We start from the raw sequence: 14,066 nt of genomic DNA on the forward strand, positions 1-14,066 counted from the left end.
TATTACGATGAAGTTTCCTCTGGTTATATTCGACTGGGACGGCACAGTTATGGATTCTGCTGCCAAGATTTCAAAGTGTATGCAACTGGCCGCACTAGATTGCGGATTGCCTGCACCAGAACAAAAAGCGGTTGAACACATTATTGGTATTTCGTTGGGACCGGCAATTGCACAGCTGTTTAAGATCAGTGATGAAAAACTGATCAATCAATTGGTTGAACGATACAAATTTAATTACCTCAATATGGATACAACGCCCTGTCCTTTATTTCCTGGCGTAATGCCACTGTTTAGTGCACTTCAACAACAAGGTACAACGTTAGCCGTGGCAACAGGTAAGGCGCGTCGTGGTTTGAATCGAGCCTGGGAGCAGACGCAGACGGGGGCATTTTTCAGTTTTTCCTGTTGTGCTGACGAAGCTGAATCGAAACCTTCACCCGATATGCTTAAACAGATCTTAGCTAATAGTGGATATTCTGCAGAAGAAGCGGTCATGATTGGAGACACGACCTACGACATGCAAATGGCAGAAAGTATTGGCATGGCAAGGATAGGGGTCAACTACGGCGTACATGATGAATCCAAATTATTGCAACACAAGCCACTACTGGTGGCAGAAAGTGTTGCTCAGCTGCATCAATTCTTGATCCATTAAGTTGTTCAATGTGGTGCAAAGAGTGGATCTATGCCACGTTCTAGCAACAAGTTTATAAGGCCAATCATGGGAAGACCGATAATACAGTTTGGATCGGTTGTCGATATGGCTGTAAAAAGCCTGATCCCCAATCCTTCAGATTTGAAGCTACCGGCACAATCATAGGGTTGTTCGATATCAACGTAGCGCGCTATTTGTTGTGCTGTTAGTCCCCTGAATTGAACAGTAACGGGTTCAAGGTGATAACTTGCGGTCATCGATTCGGAGTCTACGAGCGCAACGGCAGTATAAAAGTGGACCGTTTGTCCACTGCACATAGACAGCTGTTCAATCGCGGCCTTTCTATTGCCAGGTTTACCCAGTAACACTTGTTGTCCTGTTGATGTGGTGACTGCAGCTACCTGATCGGAACCAATAACCAAACCTTTGTGATGTTTGGCGACGGCTAAGGCTTTGGCCTTTGCTAACCGAATGGCTAATGTGTCAGGGGCTTCATTAATTAAAGGTTTTTCATCGACGTCAGGAGCAATTGTGTCAAAGGTTAAATGGAGCCGTCTTAAAAGAGACGCGCGATACTTTGACGTAGACGCTAGAATTAAGTTTTGATGTGAAGAGATGTCAGGGCTTTGTTTAGACATGGATATTTAATTAAAACTTTGACTATAGGGCATATTCTCTATATTATGCGCGCGCTATGCAGAAAGTGAAACTGCCCCAGAATATTGATCCTGTTAAAAGTGCGATAAAACGCTCCGACTACGTTGGTGTGATCGCCACTAAGGATATGGTCCGTCTTTTGGATGCAGTCATTCGATGCGATGAGTACGCCAACGTTAAAGTGAAGTTTGAAAAAGACGCGCAGGGTCTTGTCATCTTCCACGGAAGTGTCAGTGTCGATGTGTCACTTAGCTGTCAACGGTGTAACGGTGAGCTTGCTCACTCTCTTGATTTGTCGTTTTGTTTTAGCCCGGTGCAGGGGGTAGAACAGGCAGACGAGATACCCGAAGCGTATGAACCAATTGAAGTAAACGAATATGGAGAAATCGATTTATTTCAGTTGCTAGAAGACGAGTTGATCTTAGGTCTACCGCTGGTGCCGCTTCATGCAGAGGAGCAGTGTTCAGTAAAGCCTGAAGATATGACATTTGGTCAGATAGCAGAGGAACCTACGCGCGAAAACCCATTTGCGGTTTTGAAAGAACTTAAGCGAGATCAGGAGTAATTTATGGCAGTACAACAAAATCGTAAGACACGTTCTAAGCGTGGTATGCGTCGTTCACACGATGCATTGACAGGCGCGACTTTGTCTGTCGATTCAACATCTGGTGAAACTCACCGCCGCCACCACGTAACCGCTGACGGTTACTACCGTGGTAAAAAAGTTGTTGGTGCATAAGATTACTGCGTAACGCAGGTCAATTATCTTGGCACAGCTAACCATTGCGTTAGATATTATGGGGGGCGATCATGGCCCCCCAGTTATTCTTACCGCAGCAATCCGCGCCATCAAAACGCATACCGAATGTCACTTTATTCTTTGTGGTGACGAATCGCTTATTTCCACATCTTTATCATCCCTCGATCCATCAGAGCGTGAACGTGTGCAAATAGAGCACTGCGATCAGGTCGTGGGTATGGATGAAAAACCAACCCAAGCATTGCGTAATAAAAAGCAGTCGTCCATGCGCCGTGTACTCGAATGTGTTGAAGATGGACGAGCTAGTGCCTGTGTTAGTGCGGGTAACACGGGGGCGCTAATGGCCATGGCGTTTTACGTGTTGAAAACATTGCCCGGCATCGATCGTCCAGCATTGGTCACCGCAATGCCAACAGCCAGCCATCACCGCGTTTTTTTATTAGATCTGGGCGCAAACGTAAACTGTAATTCTGAAGCATTGTTCCAATATGGCGTGATGGGGACAGTACTTGCGCAACAGTGTGCAGGAATTGAATCGCCTAGAGTCGCTTTGCTTAACGTGGGTGAAGAAGACATAAAAGGTAATGCACAGGTTAAATATGCTGATCAGCTATTTAAGGATGCAGCATCAATTAATTATATCGGCTACGTTGAAGGTGACGACATTTTCACCGACGTTGCTGATGTCGTCGTAACGGATGGATTTACTGGTAACGTTGCATTAAAGAGCAGTGAAGGCCTTGCCAAATTAGTGGTAAATGAAGTTAAACGTCTATCAAAGCAAAATTGGTATACCCGATTGGTCGCCAAAATTGCCCTTCCTTTATTAAAATCTATTTATAATCGTGTGAACCCCGACCAGTATAACGGTGCGAGTCTGTTAGGATTGCGCGGCATTGTGGTTAAGAGCCACGGGAACGCCTCAGCGGATGCCTTTTACTATGCAATTACACAGGCTATTAATGAAGCGCGGATGCAAGTTCCTGAGAGAATAAAAAACAAAATAGAACAGGTATTGTTGGAGCATCATTAAGCATGTATTCACGATTTATTGGTACGGGTAGTTATTATCCGCAAGAAGTCCGTAGTAATGCAGATCTAGAACTGATGGTAGATACATCAGATGAGTGGATTACAGACCGTACGGGTATTAAAGAGCGTCGTATTATCGGCGCAGAAGAAACGGCTGCTACTATGGGGGCCGAGGCAAGCTTAAAAGCATTTGAAGCTGCAGACATAGATCCCAAAACCATCGATATGATTGTATGCGCAACCACTAGCGGGCGTTACGCGTTACCTTCTACTGCGTGCGAAATCCAGCGTATATTGGGCCTTGATGGGATTCCAGCGTTTGATGTGGCAGCTGCGTGTGCAGGTTATTGTTACGCGCTAAGTGTCGCAGATCAGTATATTAAATCTGGGATGGCAAAACGTATATTGGTTATCGGTACTGATTGTTTAAGTCGACTGATTGACCCCGCTGATCGCAGTATGGTGATTTTATTTGGCGATGCCGCTGGCGCGACTATTATTGAAGCCAGTGACGAACCTGGGATCCTTTCAACCCACATTAATGCCGCAGGTAGCTATGGTGACCTACTTTATGTGGGGAATCCGACCCGTGGTGACGAGGCTTCAGTGCATGAAAACTGGGGTGTGATGAAAGGCAATGAAGTCTTTAAAGTCGCGGTAACCAAGTTAAGCGAAGTGGTTGAGCAAACACTTGCTGCGAATAATATGCAAAAGTCAGATTTAGACTGGCTAGTACCGCATCAAGCTAATTTCCGTATTATTAAAGCAACAGCCAAGAAGTTGGATATGAGCCTCGATCAGGTCGTTATGACACTCGAGCAATATGGTAATACTTCAGCTGCGACCGTTCCAACGGCTTTGGATACAGCGATCCGTGATGGGCGTATTCAACGCGGTCAAAATCTATTACTGGAAGCGTTTGGTGGTGGTTTTGCCTGGGCTTCTGCGTTAGTCAAATATTAACAATAGGAAAAGCTATGTCAGTGATTGCGTGCGTGTTTCCCGGTCAGGGCTCACAAAGCGTAGGAATGCTTGCCGCTATGGCAGGCGCTTATCCTCAAATTCAGCAAACATTCGATTTGGCATCTAGCCGTTTAGGCTATGACTTGTGGAATGTTGTACAACACGATCCTGAAAATCGTCTCAACCAAACGGATGTCACACAACCTGCGTTATTAACAGCGAGTGTTGCATTGTGGCAAGTGGCGCACGAATACCTCGGTAAGATTGATTTCTTGGCAGGCCACAGTTTAGGTGAATACTCAGCGCTGGTATGTGCTGGTGCAATGTCGCTAGAAGATGCCGTTGCATTAGTAGAGGCGCGCGGGCAATTTATGCAGCAAGCTGTGCCTGCAGGTGAAGGCGCTATGTATGCGATTATTGGGCTAGATGACGCCAATATCATTGCTTGTTGTGAACGAGTGGCAAGTGAAACGGGTCAAGTTGTTGCGCCAGTCAATTACAATTCACCCGGGCAAGTGGTTATTGCCGGTACTGCAAATGCAGCAGAGTTAGCCGCTGCAGCCTGTAAAGAAGCGGGGGCTAAGCGCGCGTTACCGTTGGCTGTAAGCGTCCCATCGCATTGTGCACTGATGAAGCCTGCGGCAGAAAAATTAGCGGGTTTATTAGACACATTAAGTATTACTGCTCCATCCATTCCGGTAGTGAATAATGTTGATGTTGCAATTGCTCAAGACCCTGCACAAATAAAAGATGCGCTGGTACGTCAATTGTATTGCCCAGTACGTTGGACTGAATCGATTGAGTATCTAGCGTCTCAAAACGTGACAACAATATATGAAGTTGGGCCGGGTAAAGTATTAACTGGACTGATTAAGCGTATTGATAAGTCTATCGATGCGTCAGCTTTAAACGAACCTGAGCATTTTACTCAGGCCTAGGAATTAAGATGGAAACTAAAAAAATTGCCTTAGTAACAGGTGCTAGTCGCGGGATCGGTAAAGCGATCGCTGAGGCGCTAGCGGCTGATCACTTTGTTATTGGAACTGCTACATCAGACGGTGGAGCTGCCGCTATTGCTGAGTATCTTGGCGAGAACGGCACTGGAATGTGCTTAAATGTAACCGACGCTGATTCTGTCACTACTGTAGTGGCTGCGATTACCGAGCAATATGGTGCGATTGACGTGTTGGTGAACAATGCGGGTATTACACGTGACAATTTGCTGATGCGTATGAAAGACAGTGAGTGGGATGACATTATTAACACCAACCTTAAGTCTATCTTTACCTTATCCAAAGCGGTTATGCGCGGCATGATGAAGAAACGCAATGGCCGTATAATCAGTATTGGCTCAGTGGTCGGCAGTGCAGGTAATGCAGGGCAGGCCAACTACGCTGCAGCAAAAGCAGGCGTTATTGGTTTTTCTAAGTCGATGGCTCGTGAAGTAGCCAGCCGTGGCATAACGGTAAATGTAGTGGCACCTGGTTTTATCGATACAGATATGACACAGTCATTAACAGACGATCAAAAAGCCGCTATTTTTGCGGATATTCCGGCCAGTCGTTTAGGACAACCTGCTGAAGTTGCAGCGGCGGTAGCCTTTCTAGCGAGTGATGCTGCAGCTTATATCACCGGTGAAACGCTGCATGTTAATGGTGGCATGTTCATGCAATAAGCGGTGATTAAAGTAATCACCGACTTGATTGTTAACTATTTGTTGATACACTTTCTTGGTTAGCTGGTTCGACCTCACCGATTTGAGCGATTGAAGCTTGCAAGGTGTCTTGAGGCTGAATAAACTAGCCGCAATTTTTATCTAGTGACGTTAAGGGAAATCTAGAATTATGAGTAACATTGAAGAACGCGTTAAGAAAATCATTGTTGAGCAACTTGGCGTAAAAGAAGAAGAAGTAAAATCAGAAGCCTCTTTTGTTGACGACCTTGGTGCTGATTCACTTGACACTGTTGAACTGGTTATGGCGTTGGAAGAAGAATTCGACACTGAAATTCCAGATGAAGAAGCAGAAAAGATCACCACTGTTCAGTCTGCGATTGATTACATCAACGCAAATAAAGACGCTTAAGTCCTTATCTTCAAAACGGCTCTGCTCAGAGCCGTTTCTGTTTCAACCTATTCGTATCAAGATTATATCGGGGGCAAAGTGACCAAACGGCGCGTTGTTGTAACCGGTATGGGCATGCTTTCACCGCTTGGCAATACCGTAGATGATACTTGGAGTGCAGTCCTAGAAGGAAAGAGTGGGATCGGTCCCATCACGCACTTCGATCCTGAACAGCTTTCAACCCGTTTTGCGGGTGAAGTTAAAGATTTTGACCCAACTGAATATATTCCGGCCAAAGATGTCAAAAAAATGGACCGATTTATCCAGTTAGGTATCGCTGCTGCGAAACAAGCTATTCAAGATTCTGGCTTGGTTGTGGACGACTCAAATGCTAATCGCGTGGGTGTATCCATTGGTTCTGGTATTGGTGGTTTGAAACTTATTGAAGAGAACCACACAAAGCTAGAAAACAGTGGTCCTAAGCGCGTATCGCCGTTTTTCGTACCCTCGACGATCACCAACATGATTTCAGGCTTCCTGTCGATAATGGAAGGATTAAAAGGGCCGAATTTGAATGTTGTTACCGCCTGTACAACGGGTGTACACAATATTGGTATTGCTGCGCGCACGATTGCATATCATGATGCAGATGTGATGGTTGCTGGCGGTGCTGAAGCCTCAATTACCCCTTTAGGTATGGCTGGGTTTGCTGCGGCAAGAGCGTTGAGTTCTCGTAACGACGATCCGCAAAAGGCAAGCCGTCCTTGGGATAAAGGCCGTGACGGGTTTGTCATGGGCGAGGGCGCTGGTGTTATTGTTCTTGAGTCGCTTGAGCACGCGCAGGCGCGAGGCGCCAAGATATACGGCGAACTTGTTGGCTTTGGTATGAGTGGCGACGCATACCACATGACGTCTCCACCGGAAAACGGTGAAGGTGCAGCAATGTCGATGGACAATGCGATCAAAGATGCTGGCATTGATGCAAGTGTTATTGGCTATGTTAATGCTCACGGTACTTCCACGCCTGCCGGTGATATTGCCGAACTACGTGCGGTGAAAAGCGTGTTTGGTAATGACAGCAAAGTGATGGTTAGCTCTACTAAGTCAATGGTCGGCCATTTATTGGGCGCTGCCGGTTCTGTAGAAGCAATTTTCACGTTGCTGGCGCTACGCGATAAATTAGCTCCGCCGACAATTAACCTAGATGAGCCAGATGAAGAATGTGATTTAGATTTGGTAGCGAACCATGCTAAACCGTTCGAACAGGCCTATGCATTATGTAATTCATTCGGCTTCGGTGGCACGAATGGTTCTCTGGTGTTTAAACGATTAGATGATTAAACTGGGTTCATCCCAATTAATATGATCGATCGACTTTGAGTGAATCAGACTTACCTTTCGGTTTTGCCGATAGAGCGTTAAATTATGGCGATGGTTGTTTTACAACCATCGCTGTTATTGATGCTAAACCTGAATTACTTACCCAACATTTCCAACGTTTGGCACATGATGCTGATAAATTAAACATCAGTCTCAAAAACGTATCTGTCGTCGTACCGCAATATCAACACGATGTAAAAACAATACAAACAACGAATTGGAAAGAGTCGCTCGTAGCAATGATTAAACAAGTGCTTTCGGTGCATGCGACCAAAGACCTAGTGGTTAAGGCGTTAATATCGAGAGGACGCGGTGGCCGCGGTTATTCGCCTGTCGGCTGTGATTCAACATCAATCATGCTAACCGTTCATTCATTTCCCGCAGAATATAAGCAGATGTGCGCACGCGGGATAGATATTGCCGTCGCGCAGTTCAAGTTGGCAAGGCAGCCTTATTTAGCCGGTATAAAACACCTTAACCGACTAGAGCAGGTGTTGATAAAGCAAGAGTTAAGTCTTGAAAGTGACGTTGATGATTATCTCGTGTGTGACCAAGATGATTGTGTGATAGAAGCCTCTGCTGCAAATGTATTTTGGTTGGATGAGGATAATCGCTGGTGTACACCTGCGCTCTCTCATGCGGGGGTAAACGGCGTTTTTCGCCAATTTATGCTTGAATATTTTAGAGCTCAAGAAATTCCAGTGGAGGTAGATAACTTCACTGTAGAGCGTTTAAACAGCATAGAGAGTGCGTTTATATGCAATGCGTTAATGCAGATTATGCCAGTTAAATCACTTAGGATGGGTGATGGCAATAAACGTACATTGGATATAAAACCTATCATCATGCTTGGCGAAAAAGTTAAAAAGGCGATTGAGCTGAATGCGTAAGATTTTCCCCATTGTCGCGATTTTGCTGGCGATAACCGTTTTTAGCGGTCTTTTTGTGTTGCACAAGTCTAATCAGGCAATGAACCAAGTTTCCCAGAATAGCGAAGCTGTTTTATTTACCTTGTCGCCGGGTACTAGTTTGTATCAGTTAATGGCGCAGTTTGATCAATTAGCGTTGTATAAGCAAAGTGATTGGTTAAAGCTAGCGCTAAAGTTACAGTCTAATGTTGCCACGATAAAGGCTGGCACATACGAAATAAGCCCACAAACGCCTTTGCCTGAATTATTACAAAAAATTTATCAAGGTGAAGAAAAGCAATTTAGCATTACGTTGATAGAGGGGCTTACCTTTAAGCAATGGTTAGCACAAATCAATGAGCATCCCAATTTAATCGAACCCGTGTCTGAAGCTCAGGTGAAACAATGGATAGCAGACAATCAACTTACGGGCAATTCAGCCGAAGGTTGGTTGATGCCGGATACCTATGCGTTCACCCATGGCACCAGAGCTATCGAGATCCTACAACGTGCCCATGATGCCTTGCATGAGCGGTTAACAGAGTTTTGGGATTCGCGATACCCAGGACTACCCTATGAAAATGCTTATGAGGCCTTGATAATGGCATCAATCATAGAAAAGGAAACGGGTGTAGCGCATGAACGCTCGCATATTGCGGGGGTGTTTGTGAATCGGTTAAATCTCAATATGCGTTTACAAACGGATCCAACGGTTATATACGGGATAGGAGAAGCCTTCGATGGCAATATTACCCGTAAACACCTGCGAACCCCAACACCCTATAATACCTACGTTATTAAGGGACTTCCTCCAACTCCCATTGCCATGGCCAGTGAAGCTGCACTTGAGGCTGCATTTAATCCAATGATGACAGAGGACTTGTATTTCGTATCTAAAGGAGATGGAACGCATTTTTTCTCTGCAACACTCGAACAACACAATGAAGCTGTGCGACAATACCAACTAAAGAAGTAGAAACCCGTCGCATTTAAAGGGGCAGCATTGAAATCAGGTAAATTTATTGTTGTTGAAGGTCTTGAAGGAGCAGGGAAAAGCTCAGTTATAGCAACCATAGTCGAGTTCCTAAAACAACACGGACACAGCGTTACACAAACGCGTGAACCCGGTGGAACGCCGATGGCCGAGGCATTACGTGATTGTGTTAAGCAGCAATGGCAGGAAGCCGTCACAATTGAAACTGAATTGATGCTCATGTACGCGGCGCGCTCACAGCTTATCGCTAATGTGATTACTCCTGCTTTAGACTCGGGCGATTGGGTGGTTGGCGACCGACATGATATGTCTTCGTTAGCCTATCAAGGCGGCGGTAGAGGGATTGACCGTAAATTATTAGATGTGATCCGTGACGTAACGTTAAAAGGGTTTACTCCCGATCTGACGTTATATTTAGATGTTGATCCTAAAGTAGGATTAGAACGCGCGCGCGGGCGTGGAGAATTAGATCGCATTGAACTTGAGGGGCTCGATTTCTTTGAGCGAGTGCGAACAGCTTATCAACAAGAAGCCTTAAACAATGAACGTGTAGTCACGATAAATGCTATGCAATCTATGTCAGATGTTCACGAACAAGTTACGCAATCATTGCAGCAGTATTTTTCATCATGAATTTGCCATGGTTTAAAGCGATTTTGCATCAACATGCCTTAAGGGCAGAAGAGAAACGTCTTCACCATGGGTTGTTGCTAAGTGGTGCTAAGGATATCGGTAAACACCAATATGCCAAAGCGCTTGGACGTAGTTTACTGTGTAAGTCGTTAGTTAATGGTGAGGCGTGTGGTGAATGCCAATCATGTCAATTATTTGAAGCGGGCAGTCATCCTGACTATTACTGGCTGGAAACAGATAAATCTCAAATCGGTGTTGATCTTATTCGCAGCGCTATTCAGTCGCTGAGTCAAACGGCACAGTTAAACCATAATAAAGTTTTAATTATTGCAGATGCAGACTTGCTTAGTGAGTCAGCTGCGAACGCCTTGTTGAAAACGTTGGAGGAACCGACACAATCGACCTATTTGTTGTTGGTTACTGATCAGCCAAATCGTTTACTACCTACGATCTTATCGAGATGTGAGAAATGTTTGCTGCCGACTCCTGCGGTAGAGGACAGTATCGAATGGTTGACACATACTTTGAATGGCGAGAGTTCTGAGCATGCATTAACGCCAGCGTTGCTCAAAGGATACGGTAATGCGCCGTTTGCGGTGCTTCGCAGTTTGCGCGACAAAGATTCGAAAGCCTTCGATGATTTTAATGTGCTGGTTGAATCATTGTGCAGCGGTAGAGTCGACGCATTGTCGGCAGCAGAGGAGTGGCACTCAACTTATCAGCAAGTTATTGCATGGGCGCAGCGATATCTACAAGATAAGATTAAGCGCGACGGTTTAACCCTCGATCAGGCTCGCTGGGACGTACTGAATCAGCTCAATACGCTGTCTGAAACAGCGCGCCATGCAGGGGTTAACAAGGTTCTACTGCTAGTGCAAACCTTTACACTTTTACAGGAATTTTAGTTCTACATGTTTATTGATTCACATTGCCATCTAGACAGGCTGGGACAATCGAAAGATGAGTTAGGGCAAACCTTAGCGTTTGCGAGACAACGTGGTGTGGAACATTTTTTATGTGTCGCAGTTTCCGTTAAAGACTTTGAGCCAATGTTGCAGGCAATTGATGGCTTTGACAACGTCTCTGCTTCATGTGGTGTGCATCCTTTACATCAAGACGATCGTTGTGAGCGGGACATATTGTTAGAGGCTTGTTCACATCCACGTGTAGTCGCGGTTGGTGAGACGGGGCTTGATTATTATTACAGTGAAGATACACGTGACGTGCAGATGGCGTCATTTATTGACCATATCCATGTCGCAAATGCCGTTAAAAAGCCGCTGATCATCCACACCCGTGATGCACGCCAAGATACTCTCGATACGTTGCGTCAACACCTAGCAGAAGGCACTAGAGGTGTTTTGCACTGTTTTACCGAATCTTTAGACATGGCATTGGCGGCAATCGACTTAGGTTTCTATATTTCGTTTTCAGGCATTGTAACGTTCAATAGTGCAAAAGAACTGCGTGAGGTGGCTAAACAAATACCGTTAGAACGCATGCTTATAGAAACTGACTCTCCTTGGTTAGCACCTGTTCCTCATAGAGGGAAACAGAATCAGCCGGGCTACGTAGTTGAGGTGGCAGAATGCATTGCGAAGCTGCGTGGGGTTTCCGTAGATACAATTGCCAAAGCTACTTCAGATAATTTTTTCACACTGTTTGATCGCATCGAACGGCACTCAATGGCTTAACCATAAATGTCCCAAACTGTTAAGGCTCAGGATGATCGTGATGCATTACCTCTATGGCGTCAGCCTTTGGCACGCAGTTTATATAAAACAAAGAATGTGCCTGAATGTCGGTATATGCAGTTGGCGACTGTGACAAAAGACGGGATGCCTAAAAACAGAACTGTCGTTTTTCGCGGTTTCGATGATATGCACCGCATCATCATTATCAGTGACTCTAGAATGGATAAATGGAACGAGATTAGCCAGAATAAATGGATCGCGTTGTGTTGGTATTTTAGTACGACGCGAGAACAATATCGCATTGAGGGGCGAGCAGAGCTGATCATTGATCCTGAACATGAATATGAGCATCAACGCGTACATCATTGGCAACAACTCTCAGCACCGGCAAAACGCCAGTTTTTGTGGGGTGAGCCTAAATCGAAGCGCGAGCCTGGCGATAATCTGCAGGTAGATAAACATTTATTAAACGCAGGGCCGCCTGACCATTTTGGCTTGATTGTTGTCGATGTTAGATCCGTGGACTACCTCAATTTAAAAGGCAACCCACAAGACCGAACACTATATCGAAAATCCAGCACACAGTGGCGCGCCACTCCCGTAATACCTTAGTCAACCTTACCAAGGCCCTTGGATTACATTATTCGCGTGACCATCATTCACTGTGAGTCCAATAAGCGATACAGAGTATTGTGAGCACAGTGCCTGTATAACCAGTTTGTCATCATCGTTAAGGTTGAGGTTTTCTACGTAAATTGCCTCACATTTACCCGATGTAATTAAGCGCTTAATCCATGTTGGAACATTGGCATCATCTGGCTTTTGGATGCGGATCCCATGCCCATATTGGTGACCAAAGGACTTATCAAATACCACGTTATCGGCAATGAGGTAATGCCAACCTGGCTGCGTGCGAGGTTGATGTAGAGGAACAATATTATTGGCATTAATAGGTGTTGCTGTTTTCATTACGTTTACCTGATATTTATACAGTGTATAGGTATACAGTAGTACTGTATAAAACAACATGCAAGTGTTAATTTAAAAAAAATGACGTTTTTTTAATCTTGTTTTGACGTAAATGTGGTCGATCTTGTTGTTTTATAGGGTTTAATCAAAATTTGTATTAGTAGGTAAAATGGTGTTTATAGTCTAAGCTGACGTTATCATTCATTAACCAATGCTATAAACGTATGGATGTTTCTGCATTTGGCCATATACATGTTTATGGCTTCTTTATTTTGATTTTGACATTTGTCATTACGATTTCCGTTCTGCTCGGTTACGTGGCAAAAACATTCCAAGAAGACGTTTCTCTACCTTTTTTTAAATATTATTTTATCACCAGCGCTATCGGGTTCTCTGCAATATGGCTCGCTGTTGAAGGAGTAGAAAATCTAGTTGCTATTTCTGTATTGGCGTTCTTTGCCGCTGGTGCTTTTCTTTTTGTTGCATTAAGTAATTTTCAGAAAACGGTGTATCAGCCCCAACGGTGGGTATATGTTTTGGTTACAGTGTTTTTTACAGCAACCTTTATTGTCCCATCTTTACGGGGACTGGCCATGCTAGAGGCGCTATTCATATTGATTTTGTTTCCCTACACTCTCTGGCAATTGATACGACAAAATAAAACTGAATTTAACTATGGTAATGGTTTTATCTTTATCGCGTTGACGATCATTATTGCCGTTGCTGTGCTGCAGTTCATCTTTGTCTCGGTCAGTATCAATCCTCCAATATTGTATGCTGCGAGTATTATTGGACAGGCGTTGGGGTTCGTCATGCTAGGGATAGGTATCACAACAAGCTTGTTGTTTGCTGAACAGCAGAAGTTATCGGATCTAACCATAAAAGATCCCTTAACCGGTTTATATAATCGACGTGGTATGGCGCAAAAGTATGCGAGTGAATTTACATTGTTAAAGACCATGCATGGTGTTGCCGTAGATATCGATCATTTTAAATCGATTAACGATACATTTGGTCATGAAGCTGGGGACCTAGTACTGCGTGATTTTGGTCAATTACTCGCAGCTCACATGCGCGACAGTGATGTTTGCTGTCGATTAGGGGGAGAAGAGTTTATTATTCTTATGGGAGGGATAACGAGCCAAGAAGCCATGGATATGTCTGAAAGACTTCGACATATTATTGAGCAACATTCAATCGGTTATGAGAATGATACTATTCGTTTTACAGCAAGTTTTGGTGTAGCTGATAAAAAAGCAGATGAAACCTTAGAGTCTATTATCAAAAGGGCTGACCAAGCGTTGTATAAAGCCAAAGAAACAGGGCGAAATAAAGTCGTGTTGGCAAAATAGTATTCG

Annotated in this window: 18 protein-coding genes; 16 read left to right on the top strand and 2 right to left on the bottom strand. The window is 44.6% G+C overall.

Annotation, left to right across the window (positions count from 1 at the left end; all coding sequences use genetic code 11):
• Positions 1–7: 7 nt before the first annotated feature.
• The gene (locus tag CSH93_RS01140) at positions 8–655 is read left to right on the top strand and encodes an HAD family hydrolase (protein WP_100641096.1); all 648 of its coding nucleotides are present in this window, start codon (positions 8–10) and stop codon (positions 653–655) included.
• Between the two features lie 5 nt (positions 656–660).
• Here the strand turns inward: CSH93_RS01140 and CSH93_RS01145 are convergent, their stop codons facing one another.
• Entirely contained in the window at positions 661–1,293 is a 633-nt protein-coding gene (locus tag CSH93_RS01145; protein ID WP_100641098.1) for a Maf family protein, read from the bottom strand.
• A 56-nt stretch (positions 1,294–1,349) separates the two neighbouring features.
• Here CSH93_RS01145 and yceD point away from each other — a divergent pair, with 56 nt between their 5' ends.
• The 14 genes from yceD to CSH93_RS01215 all read left to right on the top strand — a co-directional run bounded on the left by yceD (position 1,350) and on the right by CSH93_RS01215 (position 12,351).
• Positions 1,350–1,877 (top strand): 23S rRNA accumulation protein YceD, encoded by a 528-nt coding sequence (gene yceD, locus CSH93_RS01150; RefSeq protein WP_100641100.1) that lies wholly within the window; start codon positions 1,350–1,352, stop codon positions 1,875–1,877.
• 3 nt (positions 1,878–1,880) lie between these two features.
• On the top strand, positions 1,881–2,051 hold the full coding sequence (gene rpmF, locus CSH93_RS01155) for a 50S ribosomal protein L32 (RefSeq protein WP_100641102.1): 171 nt from the start codon (positions 1,881–1,883) through the stop codon (positions 2,049–2,051).
• Between the two features lie 28 nt (positions 2,052–2,079).
• Positions 2,080–3,105, top strand: a complete 1,026-nt coding sequence (plsX, locus tag CSH93_RS01160; protein WP_100641104.1) for a phosphate acyltransferase PlsX — start codon at positions 2,080–2,082, stop codon at positions 3,103–3,105.
• Between the two features lie 2 nt (positions 3,106–3,107).
• A complete protein-coding gene (locus CSH93_RS01165; RefSeq protein WP_100641106.1) occupies positions 3,108–4,067 on the top strand; it encodes a beta-ketoacyl-ACP synthase III in 960 nt (319 codons plus the stop codon).
• 14 nt (positions 4,068–4,081) lie between these two features.
• Positions 4,082–5,005 carry an ACP S-malonyltransferase gene (fabD, locus tag CSH93_RS01170; RefSeq protein ID WP_100641108.1) on the top strand — a complete coding sequence of 308 codons (924 nt, stop codon included), beginning with the start codon at positions 4,082–4,084 and terminating at the stop codon, positions 5,003–5,005.
• A gap of 8 nt (positions 5,006–5,013) precedes the next feature.
• Complete coding sequence (fabG, locus tag CSH93_RS01175) at positions 5,014–5,742, top strand: 3-oxoacyl-ACP reductase FabG (RefSeq protein WP_100641110.1); 729 nt, start codon at positions 5,014–5,016, stop codon at positions 5,740–5,742.
• Positions 5,743–5,911: 169 nt separating this feature from the next.
• The gene (acpP, locus tag CSH93_RS01180; RefSeq protein WP_018981476.1) at positions 5,912–6,151 is read left to right on the top strand and encodes an acyl carrier protein; all 240 of its coding nucleotides are present in this window, start codon (positions 5,912–5,914) and stop codon (positions 6,149–6,151) included.
• Between the two features lie 78 nt (positions 6,152–6,229).
• Positions 6,230–7,471: a beta-ketoacyl-ACP synthase II gene (fabF, locus tag CSH93_RS01185; protein WP_100641112.1), complete on the top strand. Its 1,242-nt coding sequence runs from the start codon at positions 6,230–6,232 to the stop codon at positions 7,469–7,471.
• A 35-nt stretch (positions 7,472–7,506) separates the two neighbouring features.
• A complete protein-coding gene (gene pabC, locus CSH93_RS01190) occupies positions 7,507–8,400 on the top strand; it encodes an aminodeoxychorismate lyase (protein ID WP_100641114.1) in 894 nt (297 codons plus the stop codon).
• Complete coding sequence (gene mltG / locus CSH93_RS01195) at positions 8,393–9,394, top strand: endolytic transglycosylase MltG (protein WP_100641116.1); 1,002 nt, start codon at positions 8,393–8,395, stop codon at positions 9,392–9,394. The genes pabC and mltG overlap by 8 nt, the downstream gene beginning before the upstream one ends.
• A 27-nt stretch (positions 9,395–9,421) precedes the next feature.
• Entirely contained in the window at positions 9,422–10,045 is a 624-nt protein-coding gene (tmk, locus tag CSH93_RS01200; protein WP_100641118.1) for a dTMP kinase, read from the top strand.
• Positions 10,042–10,950 carry a DNA polymerase III subunit delta' gene (gene holB / locus CSH93_RS01205; protein ID WP_100641120.1) on the top strand — a complete coding sequence of 303 codons (909 nt, stop codon included), beginning with the start codon at positions 10,042–10,044 and terminating at the stop codon, positions 10,948–10,950. The genes tmk and holB overlap by 4 nt, the downstream gene beginning before the upstream one ends.
• Before the next feature lie 6 nt (positions 10,951–10,956).
• A complete protein-coding gene (locus CSH93_RS01210; protein ID WP_100641122.1) occupies positions 10,957–11,739 on the top strand; it encodes a TatD family hydrolase in 783 nt (260 codons plus the stop codon).
• A gap of 6 nt (positions 11,740–11,745) precedes the next feature.
• On the top strand, positions 11,746–12,351 hold the full coding sequence (locus CSH93_RS01215) for a pyridoxamine 5'-phosphate oxidase family protein (protein ID WP_100641124.1): 606 nt from the start codon (positions 11,746–11,748) through the stop codon (positions 12,349–12,351).
• A 6-nt stretch (positions 12,352–12,357) separates the two neighbouring features.
• On the opposite strand, the gene CSH93_RS01220 is transcribed toward CSH93_RS01215, so the two are convergent.
• Positions 12,358–12,708, bottom strand: a complete 351-nt coding sequence (locus tag CSH93_RS01220; protein WP_100641126.1) for a hypothetical protein — start codon at positions 12,706–12,708, stop codon at positions 12,358–12,360.
• A gap of 224 nt (positions 12,709–12,932) precedes the next feature.
• Between CSH93_RS01220 and CSH93_RS01225 the strand changes: the two genes are divergently transcribed.
• Entirely contained in the window at positions 12,933–14,060 is a 1,128-nt protein-coding gene (locus tag CSH93_RS01225; RefSeq protein WP_100641128.1) for a GGDEF domain-containing protein, read from the top strand.
• Positions 14,061–14,066 lie beyond the last annotated feature (6 nt).

Origin of the sequence: Neoalteromonas facilis (assembly GCF_002807665.1) — a bacterium.
Lineage (GTDB): Bacteria > Pseudomonadota > Gammaproteobacteria > Enterobacterales > Alteromonadaceae > Alteromonas_E > Alteromonas_E facilis.

Coding starts and splice junctions, on each gene's coding strand:
- CSH93_RS01215 (WP_100641124.1), top strand. CDS start 11,746: ATGTCCCAAACTGTTAAGGCTCAGGATGATCGTGATGCATTACCTCTA.
- CSH93_RS01225 (WP_100641128.1), top strand. CDS start 12,933: ATGGATGTTTCTGCATTTGGCCATATACATGTTTATGGCTTCTTTATT.
- fabD (WP_100641108.1), top strand. CDS start 4,082: ATGTCAGTGATTGCGTGCGTGTTTCCCGGTCAGGGCTCACAAAGCGTA.
- CSH93_RS01220 (WP_100641126.1), bottom strand. CDS start 12,708: ATGAAAACAGCAACACCTATTAATGCCAATAATATTGTTCCTCTACAT.
- CSH93_RS01140 (WP_100641096.1), top strand. CDS start 8: ATGAAGTTTCCTCTGGTTATATTCGACTGGGACGGCACAGTTATGGAT.
- acpP (WP_018981476.1), top strand. CDS start 5,912: ATGAGTAACATTGAAGAACGCGTTAAGAAAATCATTGTTGAGCAACTT.
- fabG (WP_100641110.1), top strand. CDS start 5,014: ATGGAAACTAAAAAAATTGCCTTAGTAACAGGTGCTAGTCGCGGGATC.
- CSH93_RS01210 (WP_100641122.1), top strand. CDS start 10,957: ATGTTTATTGATTCACATTGCCATCTAGACAGGCTGGGACAATCGAAA.
- rpmF (WP_100641102.1), top strand. CDS start 1,881: ATGGCAGTACAACAAAATCGTAAGACACGTTCTAAGCGTGGTATGCGT.
- holB (WP_100641120.1), top strand. CDS start 10,042: ATGAATTTGCCATGGTTTAAAGCGATTTTGCATCAACATGCCTTAAGG.
- CSH93_RS01145 (WP_100641098.1), bottom strand. CDS start 1,293: ATGTCTAAACAAAGCCCTGACATCTCTTCACATCAAAACTTAATTCTA.
- CSH93_RS01165 (WP_100641106.1), top strand. CDS start 3,108: ATGTATTCACGATTTATTGGTACGGGTAGTTATTATCCGCAAGAAGTC.
- yceD (WP_100641100.1), top strand. CDS start 1,350: ATGCAGAAAGTGAAACTGCCCCAGAATATTGATCCTGTTAAAAGTGCG.
- mltG (WP_100641116.1), top strand. CDS start 8,393: ATGCGTAAGATTTTCCCCATTGTCGCGATTTTGCTGGCGATAACCGTT.